At 41.4% G+C, this 18,519-nt stretch carries 17 protein-coding genes; 10 read left to right on the top strand and 7 right to left on the bottom strand.

Features of this window, described 5'->3' with window-relative positions:
• The first annotated feature begins 201 nt into the window (after nt 1-201).
• Nucleotides 202-1,743, top strand: a complete 1,542-nt coding sequence (gene amaB, locus B5X60_RS13055) for an L-piperidine-6-carboxylate dehydrogenase (RefSeq protein ID WP_079703122.1) — start codon at nt 202-204, stop codon at nt 1,741-1,743.
• Between the two features lie 136 nt (nt 1,744-1,879).
• On the opposite strand, the gene B5X60_RS13050 is transcribed toward amaB, so the two are convergent.
• Both B5X60_RS13050 and B5X60_RS13045 read right to left on the bottom strand, forming a co-directional pair.
• Nucleotides 1,880-2,575: a response regulator transcription factor gene (locus tag B5X60_RS13050; RefSeq protein WP_079703121.1), complete on the bottom strand. Its 696-nt coding sequence runs from the start codon at nt 2,573-2,575 to the stop codon at nt 1,880-1,882.
• Nucleotides 2,576-2,658: 83 nt separating this feature from the next.
• Nucleotides 2,659-4,503 carry a sensor histidine kinase gene (locus B5X60_RS13045; RefSeq protein ID WP_245803520.1) on the bottom strand — a complete coding sequence of 615 codons (1,845 nt, stop codon included), beginning with the start codon at nt 4,501-4,503 and terminating at the stop codon, nt 2,659-2,661.
• Nucleotides 4,504-4,621: 118 nt separating this feature from the next.
• Between B5X60_RS13045 and B5X60_RS13040 the strand changes: the two genes are divergently transcribed.
• Nucleotides 4,622-5,683: a T9SS type A sorting domain-containing protein gene (locus tag B5X60_RS13040; RefSeq protein ID WP_079703120.1), complete on the top strand. Its 1,062-nt coding sequence runs from the start codon at nt 4,622-4,624 to the stop codon at nt 5,681-5,683.
• Between the two features lie 103 nt (nt 5,684-5,786).
• Here the strand turns inward: B5X60_RS13040 and B5X60_RS13035 are convergent, their stop codons facing one another.
• Nucleotides 5,787-6,152 (bottom strand): DUF3127 domain-containing protein, encoded by a 366-nt coding sequence (locus tag B5X60_RS13035; RefSeq protein WP_079703119.1) that lies wholly within the window; start codon nt 6,150-6,152, stop codon nt 5,787-5,789.
• Between the two features lie 141 nt (nt 6,153-6,293).
• Between B5X60_RS13035 and B5X60_RS13030 the strand changes: the two genes are divergently transcribed.
• Together B5X60_RS13030 and B5X60_RS13025 are read left to right on the top strand one after the other, a co-directional pair.
• On the top strand, nt 6,294-7,469 hold the full coding sequence (locus B5X60_RS13030; protein ID WP_079703118.1) for a THUMP domain-containing class I SAM-dependent RNA methyltransferase: 1,176 nt from the start codon (nt 6,294-6,296) through the stop codon (nt 7,467-7,469).
• A complete protein-coding gene (locus tag B5X60_RS13025) occupies nt 7,423-8,112 on the top strand; it encodes an HD domain-containing protein (protein WP_079703117.1) in 690 nt (229 codons plus the stop codon). The genes B5X60_RS13030 and B5X60_RS13025 overlap by 47 nt, the downstream gene beginning before the upstream one ends.
• Here B5X60_RS13025 and B5X60_RS13020 read toward each other — a convergent pair.
• Nucleotides 8,109-8,945: a UbiA family prenyltransferase gene (locus B5X60_RS13020; RefSeq protein WP_245803519.1), complete on the bottom strand. Its 837-nt coding sequence runs from the start codon at nt 8,943-8,945 to the stop codon at nt 8,109-8,111. The genes B5X60_RS13025 and B5X60_RS13020 overlap by 4 nt on opposite strands.
• Nucleotides 8,946-9,100: 155 nt before the next feature.
• Between B5X60_RS13020 and B5X60_RS13015 the strand changes: the two genes are divergently transcribed.
• The 6 genes from B5X60_RS13015 to B5X60_RS12990 all read left to right on the top strand — a co-directional run bounded on the left by B5X60_RS13015 (nt 9,101) and on the right by B5X60_RS12990 (nt 14,884).
• Nucleotides 9,101-10,225 (top strand): type III polyketide synthase, encoded by a 1,125-nt coding sequence (locus B5X60_RS13015; protein ID WP_079703115.1) that lies wholly within the window; start codon nt 9,101-9,103, stop codon nt 10,223-10,225.
• Nucleotides 10,212-10,919 carry a methyltransferase domain-containing protein gene (locus B5X60_RS13010; protein ID WP_079703114.1) on the top strand — a complete coding sequence of 236 codons (708 nt, stop codon included), beginning with the start codon at nt 10,212-10,214 and terminating at the stop codon, nt 10,917-10,919. The genes B5X60_RS13015 and B5X60_RS13010 overlap by 14 nt, the downstream gene beginning before the upstream one ends.
• A 1-nt stretch (nt 10,920) precedes the next feature.
• Nucleotides 10,921-12,036: an NAD(P)/FAD-dependent oxidoreductase gene (locus B5X60_RS13005; RefSeq protein WP_079703113.1), complete on the top strand. Its 1,116-nt coding sequence runs from the start codon at nt 10,921-10,923 to the stop codon at nt 12,034-12,036.
• A 16-nt stretch (nt 12,037-12,052) separates the two neighbouring features.
• Nucleotides 12,053-13,078: a sensor histidine kinase gene (locus tag B5X60_RS13000; RefSeq protein WP_079703112.1), complete on the top strand. Its 1,026-nt coding sequence runs from the start codon at nt 12,053-12,055 to the stop codon at nt 13,076-13,078.
• Between the two features lie 75 nt (nt 13,079-13,153).
• Complete coding sequence (locus tag B5X60_RS12995) at nt 13,154-13,801, top strand: DUF47 domain-containing protein (protein ID WP_079703111.1); 648 nt, start codon at nt 13,154-13,156, stop codon at nt 13,799-13,801.
• Between the two features lie 27 nt (nt 13,802-13,828).
• The gene (locus B5X60_RS12990; RefSeq protein ID WP_079703110.1) at nt 13,829-14,884 is read left to right on the top strand and encodes an inorganic phosphate transporter; all 1,056 of its coding nucleotides are present in this window, start codon (nt 13,829-13,831) and stop codon (nt 14,882-14,884) included.
• A gap of 167 nt (nt 14,885-15,051) precedes the next feature.
• Here the strand turns inward: B5X60_RS12990 and B5X60_RS12985 are convergent, their stop codons facing one another.
• The 3 genes from B5X60_RS12985 to B5X60_RS12975 all read right to left on the bottom strand — a co-directional run bounded on the left by B5X60_RS12985 (nt 15,052) and on the right by B5X60_RS12975 (nt 18,469).
• Nucleotides 15,052-16,908, bottom strand: coding sequence for a M1 family metallopeptidase (locus B5X60_RS12985; protein ID WP_079703109.1), 1,857 nt, complete (start codon nt 16,906-16,908; stop codon nt 15,052-15,054).
• A 63-nt stretch (nt 16,909-16,971) separates the two neighbouring features.
• Nucleotides 16,972-17,901: a TonB family protein gene (locus B5X60_RS12980; protein ID WP_079703108.1), complete on the bottom strand. Its 930-nt coding sequence runs from the start codon at nt 17,899-17,901 to the stop codon at nt 16,972-16,974.
• The gene (locus B5X60_RS12975) at nt 17,891-18,469 is read right to left on the bottom strand and encodes an RNA polymerase sigma factor (RefSeq protein WP_079703270.1); all 579 of its coding nucleotides are present in this window, start codon (nt 18,467-18,469) and stop codon (nt 17,891-17,893) included. Before B5X60_RS12975 ends, B5X60_RS12980 begins: the two co-directional genes overlap by 11 nt.
• Between the last annotated feature and the right edge of the window lie 50 nt (nt 18,470-18,519).

The following is an 18,519-nucleotide window of genomic DNA, read 5'->3' as shown; positions in this document are numbered from 1 at the left end:
TCTGCTAAAAATAGCCCCGGATTTATTCAATCAATTTAAAGCTAATCACTAATTCTTCTGGTTATTATTTTTCCACATCCTGACACCCGCAGCTTTAATCGTCTGAAAATAAAATACTAAGCCTGGAAAGGGCAGTGAAAACCATCACCGGTTTATCTGCCTAGATAGAAATGCTTAACTTTGACAAAAATACGAAATTTTATGCAAATAGACATCAAAAAGCTGCTGCAGAACCTTGGAATAGAGCAAATTAATCACTCAAGCAGTACGGGAAAGGCCTGGAGCAGCAGTCCTAAGGCTGAAGCTAAAGTGATTTACTCTCCTGTGGATGGAAAAGAGATTGCATCTGTGAAATTTGCTGACGCTGATGTTTACAATGCAACCATACAAAAAGCTGAAGAGGCATTTAAGACTTGGCGGACCTGGCCGTCGCCTAAGCGTGGTGAGGTGATTCGCCAATTTGGCGATGCCCTTCGCGGGAAGAAGGAGGAATTAGGCCAGCTCGTGAGTTACGAAATGGGAAAGAGCCTGCAGGAGGGTTACGGAGAAGTTCAGGAAATGATCGACATCTGTGATTTTGCTGTTGGTTTATCACGCCAGCTTTATGGCCTTACCATGCACTCCGAACGACCGGCTCATAGGATGTATGAACAATGGCATCCGCTGGGTGTAGTTGGGATTATCTCAGCCTTTAATTTTCCGGTGGCAGTATGGGCATGGAACGCATCACTTGCGATGGTTTGCGGTAACGTTTGTGTTTGGAAGCCGTCAGAAAAGACGCCTTTGACTGCTATCGCGTGTCAGCATATCATTCAAAAAGTATTTGAAAAAAACGACGTTCCTGAAGGCGTTTCCTGCCTCGTAGTAGGCGACCGGAGCATTGGTGAAAGTATGAGTAATGATAAACGAATTCCTTTAGTCTCTGCTACGGGCTCAACTCGTATGGGTAAAGCCGTTGGCGCTGCACTTGGAGCAAGACTCGGTCGTAGTTTATTAGAGCTGGGCGGGAATAACGCTATAATAATATCCAAAGACGCAGATCTGGAGATGTCACTTGTTGGAGCAGTTTTTGGTGCGGTGGGCACGGCAGGGCAACGATGTACTTCAACACGCCGGCTAATAATCCACGAAAGTGTTTATGATAATTTCCGCGACAAGTTAGTTAAGGCCTACAAACAACTAAAGATTGGGAATCCCCTGGATGAAAATAATCATGTAGGGCCCCTAATTGACAAAGATGCTGTTAACGGATATCTGGAGTCGATTGAAAAATGTAAAAAAGAAGGTGGCAAATTTGTAGTTGAAGGTGGAGTGATGGAAGGTGCGGGCTATGAGTCCGGTTGCTATGTCCGACCCTGCATTGCGGAAGCAAAGAATGAATTTGAAATTGTTCAACATGAAACATTTGCACCAATCTTGTACCTGATGAAATATAACACTCTGGATGAAGCAATTGCCATGCAGAACGGTGTGCCGCAGGGGCTGTCATCGGCAATAATGACTATAAATCTTCGTGAGGCTGAGCAATTCTTGTCGTATGGTGGGTCCGACTGCGGAATCGCCAATGTCAATATTGGAACTTCGGGAGCAGAAATTGGTGGTGCATTTGGAGGGGAGAAAGAAACTGGAGGTGGAAGAGAATCAGGTTCTGATGCATGGAGAGCTTACATGCGCAGACAGACAAATACGATCAATTATTCGGATAAATTGCCCCTGGCGCAAGGGATTAAATTTGATCTGTAGGGTTATAAGTTTTACTTTATACGCTGTAAGTTTTCTTTCTAGCGTACCAAACGGAAAGGTTTTCATTGTAAGCCAAGGCCTTTTACGCTGAGATTGCCGCTCAGACATATAACGTAAAACATACACCGTATAACTTTCAATTGACGAGCAGCTTATACCCTTTCCCGTGCACATTGATGATCTCCACCTTAGGATCTTCTTTTAAATACTTCCGAAGTTTACTCAGGAATACATCCATGCTCCTACCATTGAAGTAATTATCATCATGCCAGATGCTGATCAAAGCTTCTTCTCTTGTTAAAACCTCGTTCTTTTTCAGGCAAAGCAGGCGCAGAAGTTCTGCTTCTTTTGTTGACACTTTTTGTTGATCGGTGCCATTATTGATCATTTGGGCGGTATAGTCAAATTTATATTTACCAATGTCAAATTTTGTCGGCTGGTCAGACACGTCATTCTTGTCAGAACCTGACATCCGTTTAAGAAGTGCATTTATGCGCAACAATAGCTCCTCGATTCTAAATGGCTTGGTTATATAATCATCACCACCCAGGTTGTAAGCTTCCGACTTATCTTCGATCATGGTCTTCGCCGTGGCGAAAATTATTGGCACATTAGGATTGATTTTTCTAATTTCCTTGCCCAGCGTAAATCCGTCTTTTTTTGGCATCATGACATCGAAAATACAGACGTCAAAATGTTCTTTTGTAAAAGCACGTAAAGCCTCGTCTCCATCCTGAGCCAGAACTACTTCAAATTTACCCTTTAACTGAAGGTAATCCTGTAACAGCATTCCCAAATTCGGATCGTCCTCGGCAAGTAGAATTTTTTTCATTTAAAGTATCATTTATACCGCACTGGGCGGACTCTCTTAAGGATTGCTTGTGATTTATATTTTTAATAACCGGCGATACTGCATTAACTATTCTTAAGCGGCAAGCTAATCTCAAACTCCGAGCCTTTGTCTTTTTCGCTTCGAACTTTTATCGTCCCGTGTAATTTTTTTACAATATTAGCGACGTAGCTTAAGCCAAGACCAAAGCCTTTTACGTCATGAACATTCCCAGTAGGAATGCGGTAAAACTGATCAAATATTTTACCCAGCTGATCGCGATTCATCCCGATACCTTTATCTGCAACTCTTATAATCAGGTTTCGTCCCGAATTTAACGTACTGATCTTGATTTCCGGATCTTTCGGACTATACTTATTAGCGTTGTCCAGCAGATTGAAAATTATATTTGACAGGTGAAGTTCATCGCCCATAATAGTAGACTGCCCTGCATCCAGTTGCAAGTCGATGGTAGCATTTCTTTTTTGAAGTTGTAGTGCCATACTATCTACGATTGCCGAAAGCAAATCATTCATCTCCACATCTTTGTGCTCAAGCTTCAAATCACCCTTATCAATTTTAGCAATGTTTAGCACCCGTTCAATGTGGCTTCCAAGCCGAACATTCTCATCATAAATAATATTAGCCAGCCGGTCAATGCGTTTCTTATCAGTAGTGAGGTCAGGATCACGAAGAGCCTCGCTTGCAATCATGATCGTTGCAACCGGGGTCTTAAATTCATGAGTCATATTATTGATGAAATCTGTTTTCATTTCCGATAGCTTCTTCTGCATCAGGATAGTGTGAATGGTATATCCAAAACAGAATATAAGGATCAGTAATAAACCTCCTGACAAGCTCATCATCGCCGTTAGATTCGCAAGAATTATTGTATTCTTATCGGGGAAGGTAATTGTGAGCATTCCCGAATCCATGATGATATCTTTTGGGAAAAGCGGAATCTCATAGCTATTATTCGGCAGAAATTTGGTTTGATTCGATGCTCTTCTAAAAATCAGAGAATCCCTTTCTGCTGAGGTGACTTTATATTCATAATTACTATTAATCGACCTATTGATGAGTTCCAGTCTAAGCATGGAGTCAAGAGTTTGAGGATGTATTCTCTCATTTAAGCTAAGCCTCACCTTACCATACTCTTCGGCAAGGTTTTTAAATACGTCACCTTTTTTTGTCTCTGATGCGAAAAGCTCCTGTACCTTCTCGACTTTGTTTTTCCTTTTTGGCTCTGGCGGCTCTGGGGGTGGGTTATGCCTTAATTTTGGTTTAGGAATAGTACGCAACGAAGTCCCATAAACCGGGTCAAAAACAATGTACTGACGCACAGAGTCTCTGAGGGATGCAGTGGCGGCAGCGATCTGGCCTCCAGCAGCCATTGCCAATGCTGGTACTTTGTTATTTGTTATCTCACGCAGAGTTCGCAACTGCCCGAATGCGTCTATATATTCGGTAATATCAACACGCAAATCGAATTGCTGATCCTTCAGCTCCTCCGGGGATAAGGCATCATCGAATACCAGAACATTTGGATTTCTGGCCTTGAATAAACTATCACGTATTCGAAATATGCTGTCCTCTTTTCTCTTCTCGTTCAGCATGTGATTCATAGCAGATAGCCTTCCCGATGTCCTGTTGCGGGAATTGCTTACTGATCGTTTTACAATGAGTGGTTTTTGAGTGACCGTTTCAGTTGCTGGCAGGCCAATATTTTCTGCTTTCTTTTCCAGGAAATTATTCGCGTCCCGTTTCTCGATTCTTTCAACTACACGGGTAAGTGCCTCGTGCACCGACTGATCGAAAAGCTTTTCTTGCAATTGGTATGACTCCCTGAAGAAATACAGCTGCATTGCCATTACCCCGGTAAGTGCAATGGCCATCAAACCTATTATTAAACTGATACTCTTTTTCTTCATGTAATCACAAAAATACGTAACCGGCTCTAAGCCAACTGAGTTTTAACACTTTTTAACAAAGCATTAACATTATATGGATATGCGGTGCTATATTTTTGTTCAGCTTAAATGTAATTAAATGAAAAAGAGTCTACTTAAAAGCCTTTTATGCCTGTTTGCTGTAGCAGCCGTTGCACCAGATTATGCTTCATACGCTCAGGATTCCAAGGGGCTAACACGCAGCATTATTATAAATAATGGCGACACCACGGTTAATGGCAAAAAATTTAGTGAGCTTGACAAGTCCGAAAAAGCTAAACTTCGGGAAGAATTTAAGGAGATGGAAAAAAATTTTGGAACAGGTCCTGGAAAACGCTCCGAAGAACGGCGGGTTGTAGTTGGGCGGGGTGGTGACAACAGTAAGGATATAATCGTTACGAGGGATGGGAAAGAACCGCATGTACTTTATTGGAATGATGACATCGCTTCTATTGGAGCAAATGTCAGGAGCTTCAAGTTCGATGGAAAAGCTCCCGGCGAAATCAGGATTTTAAAAAATGGTGATGACAGTGTATTAATCAACCGAGATTTTCAAGTTTTCACCTTTGGAGGTGATAGTACCACTAGGTTTAACCTGAATACCGATAGTCTATTGAAACGGTTCAATTTCAATGTCGACGGCCTGGATAGCAACATCAGAAAACGAGTTATTGCAATGAATCGCAATATGGTTCCAGGAAGACCGGGTAGGGTTTTAGAAGGAAACCGCACACCTATGATTTTTGAACATGGAGATTTTAGTACGTTTGGGACCAGAAATAATTCGTCGTCCTTTAATTACAGTCACACTGACAAGGATGGCATCTCAAGCCGCATGAATATCCGCATCAGCGATGCAAATAAAGACCAGTTGAAAAAAATAACAGGCACTGAATCTATACCTAAAATTCTGGACGTTAGCGACCTGACCTTATTCCCAAATTTTTCCAGTGGCAAAATGACCCTTTCATTCAATATAGCAAGTAAAGGAAATACCAAAATCAGCGTATTGAACAGTGACATGAAATCAATTTTTGCTGATGAGGTCGTAAACCTCAACGGCAATTATGTAAAACAGCTAACTCTTCCAAAGAATGGGGTTTATTATGTAAACATATCCCAGAATGGGAGTTGGTTTGTAAAAAAGCTTGTTAAAGAATAGTTTTGTTTATGTGAGTAGTAAAAAGCCCCTTCCGGTTTCCGGATAGGGGCTTTTGAATTCTTATAATGACCGAAAGTAGGGTCCTTAAAAATGAAATTGGTTCTTAGAACGGTAAATCGTCATCGTCGGGAGCCGATGTAATGTCTACAGGTGGAGCATATTCCGGAGCGGATGATGAGGATGTCTCTGCGCCAAGCGGATTCAAGCGCCATACAGACAGCGTGTTAAAATACGATGTTTTACCAGTTTTATCGGTCCAAGGTCGGCCCCGAAGATTGAAGAACAACTCTACCTGATCACCCACTTTAACATTGTCAAATAAATTAACTTTATCCTGCACAGCTTCAAACTTTACATACTCCGGGTAAGTTGGGTTTTCAGCATATTCCAATATTAGTTCACGCTTCTTGAACTTATCACTCACGGTAATTACCTGTGAGATTTCATGTACTTTTCCTTTAATGTCCATGGTTATTTTGTATTTAATGATCTTCTCTATCGTAAAATAATGCAGTATTATCGTCCATTGGGGTGGGACAAAATTTCCACTGCATGATTTGTAAAAGTATAAAATTCAGGCTTGTTTTAATTGTTAACTTTGTAAATTATTATGCAAGTTTTCCACAATAAGAGCAAAATCATCATCACCTGCAATAACCGTTTATCGCCTTATTTGCAGCGTGAAGTAGAAGCACTAGGCTATAAAATAGTGCGGGCGTTCAGCACAGGAGTTGAGCTGGAAGGGTCAATTAACGACTGTATACCGCTAAATCTTCACCTGAGATGTGCGAGTCAGGTACTCTACTCAATTAAAACTTTTACCGCCGAAAACCCAGCTCGTCTTTATAAGGAACTGATGGAAATCGAGTGGGAAGAATTGATTGATTTTACCGGTTACTTTTCCGTTAGCTCAACGGTTGATAACGAAACGATAACAACTCCACTGTTCGCAAACCTAAAAGTAAAAGATGCAATCGTTGATCGTATCAAGGATAAAAAGGGTATCCGTCCCAACACCGGCCCGGCTGGCGACAAAACCATGATTCACCTTTATTGGAAAGAAAATGACGCGGAAATCTTCATTGATACATCTGGTGAAACTTTAGCTAAACACGGGTATAGGAAAATCCCTGGCAAGGCTCCAATGCTCGAAGCTCTTGCTGCAGGTGTGATTATGGCAACTGAATGGGATAAAAAAACACCGTTTATCGTACCGATGTGTGGTTCTGGTACACTAGCAATTGAGGCTGCTTTGCTCGCAACTGATAAAACACCTGGCTTGTTTCGCATGAATTATGGGTTTATGCACATCATGGGCTACGAGGAAGAAGTATTTTTTCAGGAGAGGCGAAAGCTAAAAGATCAGTCAAAAAAGGAAATGCCGGCACGGATTATTGCTACGGATCTTTCCGCCGATGCTATTGACGTTTCACAGCGCAATGCCAAAACTGCCGGTGTAGACCACCTTATTGATTTTGCTGTATGCGACTTTGCCGATACTGAAGTTCCGGCAGGACCTGGGGTGGTAATCTTCAACCCTGAATATGGTGAACGCCTTGGTGTGCACTCCAAACTTGAAGCAACATATAAACGAATCGGTGACTTCATGAAGCAGAAATGTAAGGGGTACAAGGGTTACATTTTTACCGGTAATCCCGATCTTGCTAAAAAGATAGGTCTTCGCGCATCGCGAAGAATTGAGTTCTATAATGGAAAGCTTGACTGCAGGCTTTTGGAGTATGAACTATACGAAGGCAGCAAGCGTGAACCCAAACAAGAAGAATAAAAATATTATCGCTCTAACAGAGCAATTTGTCAAAGATACTCTGGCTGGTGCTGAAGCCGGCCATGATTGGTGGCATATTCGCAGGGTACTTAATAATGCCAAACTCATCCTCGAAACAGAACAGGCAGATCAGCTAGTTGTGGAGCTGGCTGCCCTGCTGCATGATATCGCCGACAGTAAATTTAATGATGGAAATGAGGAAATCGGCCCTCAAAAAGCTGGCGATTTTCTAAGATCAATACATGTTGATGAAGATACTGTTCAGCATGTTCAACAGATCATTCGGAACATGTCCTTCCGCTCTGGACTAGGGACCATCACATTTCATTCTAATGAGCTCGAAATAGTTCAGGACGCAGATCGCTTAGACGCCATTGGAGCTATAGGTGTCGCAAGAACATTCAGTTATGGCGGTTTTAAAAATCGCGAACTTTATAATCCCGAAATTCTGCCACAATTAAACATGAGTAAAGAAGAATATAAAGACTCAACCTCACCTTCAATCAATCATTTTTACGAGAAATTACTGCTTTTAAAAGATAAAATGAATACTGCCACGGGCAGGAAGATTGCCCTTGGACGGCATACTTTCATGTTGGACTATCTCGAACAGTTTGAAAAAGAATGGAATGGAGAGCGTTAAATAAAGTTTAACAGCCCAAAATAAATCGCCATCATCCCGCCGCTAAACAGAGTCATGCGACTCATGTTTCTGAAATTCGCCTCATCAGGATCCCTGTGTACTTTCATTAGCCAGTTGCAGAAAAATACGATCACAGGAATTACAAATACTAAAAATAACCAGAAGTTATTCATCTGTTCCAGGCGATACCAATAAAACCAGAGCAGAACGATAGAAATTAAAAAGAGAAAGGCTGAGAAATAAAATGATCCATTTATTCCAAGCAGAATGCTTAAAGTATTATCTCCTCGCTTCCGATCTTCTTCATGCTGGTAAACCTGAGTAAGGGGATATGTCGCTCCTATCAAAAAGGAACATATCAACCCTGCTACAAAAAAGTTTAAGTTCCAGCCTGAAGACAATTCCAGGCCAGAAATAGCGGCATAACTGCTCCAATAGACACAGGCTCCCTGGAAAATAAACACAATTAAAAAACTCACGACCGGAAACTTTTTTAACCTTACCGATGGATGACTATAAAGCTTTGAAAAAACTCCATAAATCACCACAGCTATTAATAAGCCCCAATTTACGAATGCAGCAAGCATAAGTCCCGCCAGATCAAGAATCAAGGAAAAATGATAAAGGCTTTTATCAACCTTGGGTGGTTTTTCTATTAGCGCGATGCTTCCCTCATCTTTATCAAAATAACTGTTATAGCCGTTGCTTGCGGGATAGACAAACAGGTGCCAAACAACAAAAGTCAGAAATGCATTTAGAAAAAGGACTTGAGGAGCCTGGCTCATCGCGAAAAGAAAAACCGGCAACAGAAAAAAAGAGAATCCAAACCTCATGTGCAGGATTGCAGATCGGCTGGGCAAAAGTTTCCATTGAGAATCCATTTCACTAAATTACTATATATGCCGAGAAACATTGATTTAAAAACATGAGGCCAGAAATGATGTTAAGAAGAAAACCAATGGTGCGATAATTTAGTATTTTACGATAAATGAGCAGTTGTATAAGCGCAATTGGTACCGCTAATCCGGAATACCGTACTTCCCAGAAAGATATATACCAGTTTATGGTCGAAGCATTTGATCTCGATCAAAATAACGCCTCGCGACTTAAGCTGATCTATGATAATTCCGGAATCGAACATCGCTTCTCCGTCCTTCCTGATTTTGGAAAGAAAGTTAACCGAGAGCGCAAACTGTTTCAAAGCTTTCAGGATGATAAACCATTCCCCGGTACGGCTAGCAGAATGGATCAATACCAGGAGAAGGCAGCAGGAATAGCAGCAGCAGCAGCAAAAAAATGCTTAGAGGGTTTTGACAATAATATTTACTCAAAAATCACCCACCTGATAACGGTAAGTTGCACTGGAATGTATGCCCCGGGAATTGACATTAATCTAGTTGAACTATTGGGATTAAATCACAGTGTTGAGCGAACTTGCATTAATTTTATGGGATGTTACGGAGCTCTGAATGCTCTTAAAACCGCAGATTACATATGCCGGGCTCAGGAAAATGCAAAAGTCCTGATTGTTTGTATTGAACTATGCACTCTACATTTCCAAAAAGAAAACACCCTGGATAATTGGGTGGCAAATTCCCTATTCTCCGATGGTGCAGCGGCCGCTTTGGTTGAAAGTTCATGTCAGCGTTATGGTACAGGAAATATTCTCTCACTCGACACTTTCTATTCTGAATTTATCCCGGCAGCAAAAAACGAAATGGGCTGGAATATTGGCGATAATGGGTTCGAAATGAAATTAACGTCGAAAGTTTCCAAACTCATCCTGAAACATATCCCAGCGATAGTATCAAAAACCCTTGAAAAAGCTGGCATGAACGTAGATGATGTAAATACTTACGCCATTCATCCGGGAGGAAGGAAGATTCTCGAGGCAGCTGAAACAGCTTTAGGATTTTCCAAAGAAAAGAATGATTATAGCTATCAGGTTCTACGGGATTTTGGAAATATGTCATCAGCCAGCATCCTCTTTGTACTCGAGAAAATTCTGACGGAGAAAACAAGCGAGGAAAAAACCATTCTTGGATGTGCCTTTGGACCGGGGCTGACTGTTGAATCCATGATCTTAAAGAGAGATTCAGATGCCAGACTTTAGCCGCCGCAGTACCGAAGATGAAATGATGGACGATTTCGCGCTCGGTCCTGAAGTTATTGATCCAATTATGGACGAGCTGGAAGTCGTTAATAAACTCCTTGGGGGCTACAAGGTCTTTTTTAATGCTTTCAGACAAATAAAAATTAAAGATGGAATGTCAATCAGCGACTGGGGTTGCGGCGGCGGCGACTCACTACGGCAAATTGCGATTTGGGCCAGAAAAAAGGGCCTTAAAATTAAATTAATAGGAATTGACGCAACCCCAGCGGCTATAGAATATGCACGGATTAAGTCCTTCGATTTCCCTGAAATTTCCTACATACTGGCAGATGTAACCAGCAATGACTTACATACAAATCAATTTGACATAGTTTTATCCAGCCTATTTACTCATCATTTTAAAGACGCGCAATGGATAAAGCTGATTCAGAAAATGAGTGATTGCGCACGAATTGCAGTGATTGTAAATGATCTTCACCGGCATTGGTTTGCTTTCCATTCAATTGGGGTTCTTACATCTTTATTTTCCAGGTCAGAGATGGTTAAACACGATTCCAAAATATCTGTTATGAGAAGCTTTAAAAAAGCTGACATTGTGAAAATGCTCCAGGAAGCGGGGATCAAAAATTATAAACTTAAATGGATGTGGGCATTCAGGTGGCAGCTGATAATCAACTCTTTAAAAACATTGTGAAATGACCGATAAAAAGGTTATAATCATTGGTGGAGGACTCAGTGGACTCACTTGCTCCATACTTTTACAAAAAGCTGGATTTGAAGTTACCGTGTTCGAGAAAAAGAAATATCCATTTCATCGTGTCTGCGGTGAATATATTTCTAATGAAGCCTGGCCTTTTCTCCAATCTCTTGAAATAAACATTTCAGATCTTCAACCCTCGCGCATCTCCCAACTTGAACTAACTACTGTTCGTGGTAGACGGGTTTCATCGCAGCTTGATTTGGGTGGTTTTGGCTTAAGTCGCTACAAACTTGATCAGCATTTATTTCAAGAAGCAAAAAATCTTGGTGTATCCTTTTGTTTCGAAAAAGTCCTTGGCGTACAGCTCAAAGATGACCTTTTCGAGGTGAGTGCAGAAAACCGGATTTCTATTGCCCCAATAGCAATTGCAGCATATGGAAAACGGTCAAACCTTGATCAAAAATTAAAACGGAATTTCTTTTATTACCGAAGTCCTTACCTGGGAGTAAAGTACCACATCAAAACAGATCTGCCCGATAATCTGATTAGGCTAGATAATTTTAACGGTGGGTATTCAGGCGTTTGCAAAATCGAGGATCAAAAATTCAATCTATGTTACCTCTCAGAAACAGTTAACCTGAAACGGTTTCACTCAATACCTGATATGGAAAAACATGTACTCTATAAAAATCCTTTCCTGAAACATTTGCTTGAGAACTCAGATTTCCTGTATGACAAACCAGAAGTGATCAATGAAATATCATTTGAACCAAAAACGCTCGTTGAAAATCACCTTTTATTTTGTGGAGATTCGGCCGGAATGATTACGCCACTATGTGGAAACGGAATGGCAATGGCGTTTCATTCAGCAAAGATTCTAGCGGAATCCATAATTCAGTTTTCGTCAAATGTTCCCTTGAACAGGTTAGGCCTGGAGCAAACATACAAGTGCCGATGGAACCGAGAATTTTCTATGAGGCTGAAGTCTGGCCGTTATATACAGCGCTTGTTTGGATCCCCATTTCTCGCTGAAATGACGATAGCTGCAATGAAGAATTTACCTGCACTTAATCAAATGATTGTGAAAAAGACACATGGCAAAGTGTTTTAAGTAGTAAATTAGCCTTATGAAACTATGGGTACTCGTTTTTATTAACGCTTTAGCCGTTGCATTATCCCTGTCGATCATCAACTTCTATTTCCAGCAGAAATGGGTCGATTTTATAATAACCTTTTCGGTATCGCTCATCATAACATATGCTGTATTTTACTACCTCATTGAACGTTTCGTTTACAGTAAGATTAAGCTAATTTACAAGCTAATTCATAATCTTAAGCTCGGCAAAGACCTTAAAGATGCCTTGGGCGAATATGTGAGCACTGATCCGATTCACGACGTAGAACATGAAGTGAAAGAATGGGCCAAAGACAAAAAAATTGAAATTGACCAGCTCAAAGAACAAGAAAAGTTCAGGCGGGAATTTCTGTCAAATATTTCGCACGAACTTAAAACACCTCTCTTTGCTATTCAGGGTTATATTGAGGCCATTCAGGAAGACGAAGAAAATGATCCAGAACTTGCAAGGCAGTTCCTGGATAAAGCATCCAAAAATGTCGACCGCCTGGCATTCTTTATAAAGGATCTGGATTCTATCTCAAAACTCGAAAGTGGCGAAATACCTGTCCAATACAGCAAATTCGACCTGGCCGAGCTTATCATGGAAGTGATGGAATCCCTGGAGCTTAAGGCAAAGAAATACAACATCACCATGGAATTCAAGGAGAAATACAATTACGTCTCCTGGGTAAATGCTGATAGGGAAAAAATCAGGCAAGTTCTGGTAAATCTTATTGACAATTCTTTCAAGTATGGAAACAGTCCCGGCACGACGTCGATCAAAACATTCGAACTCCACGACCAGATTCTGGTAGAAATTACTGATGATGGAATAGGAATAGAAGAAAAGTATCTTACAAGGCTTTTCGAGAGATTTTACCGCACAGATAAAAGCCGTTCAAGGCAGATCGGCGGCTCGGGCTTAGGACTTGCCATCGTTAAACATATCATCGAAGCACACCAGCAAACAATAACGGTCAGGAGTACTGAAAACATTGGCTCTACTTTCGGGTTTACGTTAGAACGAAGCAAGTAACAGTTAAAGCTTTAAATGTTAACATTAACTTAACATTGGTGTGGTACTTTTGCTTATTCTTTAAAACCTCACGAGATGTCATTGAACAGTATCTTTCAGTACTTCATTCCAAAAGACAAAAAATTCTTCCCACTTTTTGAAAAAGATAGCGCAAACCTGATCAGTCTGGGTGAAAAGCTTGTGGAAGCACTCAATACCGAAGACCTTACTCGTCGTAAGGAGCTTTTTAAAGATATTGAGGATCTCGAGCATACCGGCGATGAGATTACTCACCAGATTCATCTGGAATTAAGTAAAAACTTTATCACTCCGTTTGACCGGGAAGATATCCACAGGTTGGCAAGTGCATTAGATGATATAGCAGACTATATTCATGGATCTGCAAGCCGCATCGACTTATATCAGGTTACCGAAATTACCCCACCAATTAAAGAATTGGCCAGCTTGATCCTTCAAGCTTGTCAGGATCTCAATAAAGCGATCCACGAACTGCGTGACCTAAAAAATGTCAGGATCATCGCTGACTCGTGTGTTCGTATTAATAGCATAGAAAACCAGGCTGATTATGTTTTCGACAAAGCTGTTAGCGAGCTATTTATGTATGAAAAAGATGCTGTAAAGCTTATCAAGTATAAAGAGATCTTATCAGCCCTTGAGGATGCAACTGATATGTGCGAGGATGCGGCGAATGTGCTGGAATCAATTCTTGTAAAAAACGCTTAAAAATTATACGATACCTCAGCGAAGTCCATGGGTTTTACATTACTAATAATCGTCATAATTCTAGCATTACTGTTTGATTACATCAACGGTTTTCATGACGCTGCAAATTCTATTGCAACTGTAGTTTCAACCAAAGTACTTACACCATTCCAGGCTGTCGTTTGGGCAGCATTCTTTAATTTTCTTGCCTACTTCCTGTTCAATCTCAACATTGCGGATACAGTCGCTAAGACGGCTGATACAATGAATATCAACCTTGTTGTAATCCTGGCAGGAGTTGTTGCTGCTATCTGCTGGAATCTTTTTACCTGGTGGTTTGGTATTCCCTCCAGCTCATCCCACACGCTAATCGGAGGTTTTGCCGGAGCTGCAGTTGCGCATGGGGGTCTTGATGTTATTAATTTAGGCGTTATCGGGAAAATTGCAGCATTCATCGTCCTTGCACCGATCATCGGTATGATCATGGCTTACACTATTACAGTAATAATCATAAATATCTGCCGATATGCCAATCCATCAAGAGCAGAATGGTGGTTTAAAAAACTACAGCTTGCATCATCTGCACTCTTCAGCCTTGGCCACGGTGCTAACGATGCACAAAAGGTTATGGGTATTATTGCTGCTGCAGTAATAGTTTACTTAAAAGATGAAAATCTTAGTGTCGACACAATGTCGCACTGGCTGCACGTGGGATACACGGTAATTGACGGTAAAGTAAAAATTAATCACATTCCAGAGTGGATTCCAATTGCCTGCTACACGGCAATTGCAGCTGGTACAATGAGTGGTGGCTGGAAGATCGTTAAGACGATGGGAACTAAAATTACCAAAGTTACTCCTCTCGAAGGTGTAGCAGCAGAAACTGCCGGTGCTGTGACTTTATTTTTTACAGAATACTTTAAAATTCCGGTTTCCACAACACATACAATTACCGGTGCAATTATCGGCGTAGGGTTAAGTAAACGTGTCTCAGCGGTACGATGGGGTGTTACCATCAGTCTGATGTGGGCATGGGTGCTTACTATACCAGTATCGGCCGCACTTGCCGCACTCATTTACACCATATTGAGTTTCTTTCTCTAAGATTGGAGCATTCAAATTGTCCAATAGCTATCGCTATCAGATAACAAAACACCGGCGGTATTTAGAGGAAATCCCGGATCAGAAACGAGGATCTGAGCACTATATAAGCAGTTGAACTTTCAGGTTCGCAGACCCGCATCCCTGATCGTTGTTCTTTGCTCCTTATTCTATTTCAATAATTCATCAATCGAATTGTAAGCCACTGAATGATAATTCGGCCGAGCTTTCGCATAGATTTTCTTTGCCCATTCCTTTCCTTCAGCAGTTTTAACCATCTCTTTGTAGAGAGGCATTAAAAATTTGCGCCTTCCAACTTCCGTCAGGAAATTTTCAATATTTGTGTAGGCTGGTTGATATTTCATCCTTACAGCTAACGTATACCACGCCGCCTGGATCTCAGAGTTTCCAGACGCCGTGAACCTGAACATCTTATCCAGATCAGCCATCTGATTGAGAGTAATATTAGCCGGCAGGTGGCTAATCAGATACAAGGCTTCATTTGTCGACATTTTTTTATTCAGTGCCGCGATATTACCCGACTTTTGCCATTGGCTTATAAGACTATCTAATGATTTAAACTTGTCCGATCCTACTGCTGGACTATTATTCGGCAGGCCGGGCTGATAAACCCACGCATCAACATTAATTTTATCTTTTAATACCTTATCTCCCTTAATCAGATTCTCGTCTAAATAAGCCAGGAATTCTTCAGTAGTTACTGACCGAAAGGCATGTGAATCAAAATATCCCCGAAGGAATTTGTCAAACCTTTCACGGCCAACTGCTTCTTCAATAGTTCTTATAAAGGAATAGCCTTTTTCGTAAGCAATATCGCTCACGCCCTCATCTGGATCACGGCCTTCATAATCACCCTTCAGTTTAGTATCTGCATTTGTTGCTCCCATCTCTGTGGCGAGTTCCTGCAATCCTTGATAACCTAATAATTCCTGCATTTTTGCTTCATCTTTACCATATACATCCTCGACAATACGTCGTTCAAAATATGTGGTAAAACCTTCGTTGAGCCAGAAGTCGTTCCAGTTGGCGTTGGTCACCAGGTTACCGCTCCAGCTATGTGCAAGCTCGTGTGCTATCAAGCTGACAAGTGAACGGTCTCCAGCAATGATTGTTGGGGTTGCAAAAGTCAGCATTGGATTTTCCATGCCGCCGAATGGGAAACTTGGCGGGAGGACCAGTACGTCATATCGTCCCCATTTATAAGGACCGTAAATTTTTTCAGCTGCTGTTGTCATTTTACCCATATCTGCGAGTTCATACGCGGCTTTTTCGAGAGTAAGGGGCTCGGCATAAACGCCCGTGCGGTTATCCACGGATTTAAACGCCATATCCCCTACGGCTAGAGCCATAAGGTAAGAAGGAATTGGATTCGGCTGTTTGAAAGTATATACTCCGTCAGCATTCTTTTCCTGTGGATTTTCTGCACTCATCAAAGCCAGTAATTCCCTGGGTACAGTAACCTTAGCGTTATAAGTAAATCGTATTCCCGGGCTATCCTGGCAGGGAATCCAGGTGCGCGCAAGAATAGCCTGAGATTGGGTGAACATAAATGGATATTTCTTGCCCGCGGTTTGTTGTGGATTTAACCACTGAACTGCCGCAGCATCCGCCGAATTGGTATAATAAATATTAACTTTGGTTGTTGCATCTTCAATTTTAACCTTAAGAGCCTGCCCCAGAAACTTAGTGTCATCACCAAGGCTGAATGTTGTCTCTTTCTCGTCATCCCCTAAAGTAATTTTACTGATCTTGAGGTTTCTTGAATCAAAAATGATCTCGTCTCCTTTAGATGGATTCTCTATCGTCCAGGAGGCTTTTCCTGAAATCAATTTGCTATCGAAATCAACCTTAATGTCAAGATCAAGGTGTTTTACAACCGCTCTTGACGGGTTTGCATAAGAATGCACATCTTCATGTTTTGTTGCCGTTTCATTTGAATTTTCACTGTTTTTAGGCTTACATGCAAAAGCAAATAACATGGCTGCAAGAATCAATAATTTGTTCATGGGGTTGAGCTTAAATATCAAATTTAACGAAAAGAAAAGGAATGCAGTGTCCTATGAGGACGACTAACGCGGAAAATTAACTTCTACACGAGCGTCATACGGCTTACCTTCAGGGGATGGAGTCCATTCAGAACCATTGCGTACGATACGTAAGGCCTCCTTGTCGTAGGCTTCATTTAGCGATTTCACAACTTTTAAGGAATTCAGTTTACCGTCTATACCGACCTGGAAGGAAATGATTACTACTCCTGAGACCTGCGGCTCTGTATTGAAATTGCTGGCCGTAACCGTAAGGTAATGGTTGTAAGCAGCCCATCCAGATTTAGGAGCATTATTCACAGGAGCTGTCGCCTGATTCATCGCGGCATTCTCTTCCACTCTCGACATTTTTGCCTGTCGGGTTGCAGCAACACTGCGGGTCTGTGATTCAGTTACACTCGCTGCAGCCGATTTCGATGCAATTGCACCCTCAACCTCAGGCGAGATTACAGCCTTTTTATCGATAGCGCTCCCCGGCTTCGATGCCGAAATTACAGGGCGCTCAGATTTAATTTCTTTCTTTTCCAGGGAGGCAACTACTGCCTGATCTTTTGATTGAATAACAGCTTCCACAGAATCGCGGTCAATAACGTTTACTTCAACCGGTTTATGAGCTTCCGAAGCCAGCTGTTCAGGTGCTTTATGGCTATTCATCCAAAATAAAATTCCTGCAGAGACGAACATTACCGCTGCTGCAGCCGCTATACTAAGACGCTGCCAGCTCAGGTCAAATACTTTTTTATTCTCCTGCAAATGAACAATCCGCTCATGCAGTTGTCTTTGCAAAATGCTCAGATCAGCCGCAGGATCTCTGTACACTGAATAGCCTTCCAGTGCATCCCAAAGAAACGGATCATCAAGGGCCTGTTTTTCAAGCTGATGTGCCACCTCAGGATCCAGTTTACCTTCAAGGTATTGCTGAATGGTCAGACTATCGGGATAATTAGTTTTCACTATTTTTTTCTATACAAATTTTGAGATTCCGTTTCCCATTCTGGATATAGCTCTTTACTTTGTTAAGATCATATCCTGTAATATCGGAAACTTCCTTATAACATTTCTGCTCAAGGTAAAAAAGGCTGATTGTATCTTTTTGCTCAGCAGGAAGTTTCTCAATGCATTTCTCCATCACGTGAAGTTTGCTTTCACGGGTCTCATCTATATCTAGATGCACAAAGGCTTCATTTTCCATAACATTTTCCTCAATCGGCACAAATTCGTGCTTTGAAGAAGACCTGATACTCATCAGGCAATGGTTTCGTGATAAAGTATATAGCCAGCTTTTGAAATTGCTTACGTCATGGACCTTTAACTTCTTTACCAGTTCTTCGAAGATTTGCATCACCGCATCTTTGCTCTTCTCTTCGTCCTTAAAATATTTTAAGCAAAGTCCGTAAACCAGTGGCATATACTTCTCATAAAGTTTGCCGAGCACCTCGAGGTTTCCGGAATTCCTATATTCCTGTAACATTCCCTGCTCGTCAAATTCGCTGTTTCCAGAAGTATTTCTAAGGAATTTCAATATATCTCGCGCCAATAATTCTATCAAGTATAAAAAATATTCTGTGGATT

Source organism: Daejeonella lutea, from assembly GCF_900168015.1.
Taxonomy (GTDB): domain Bacteria; phylum Bacteroidota; class Bacteroidia; order Sphingobacteriales; family Sphingobacteriaceae; genus Daejeonella; species Daejeonella lutea.
Note: the sequence above shows the minus strand (reverse complement) of the source record. Positions and strands in the feature narration are given on the sequence as shown.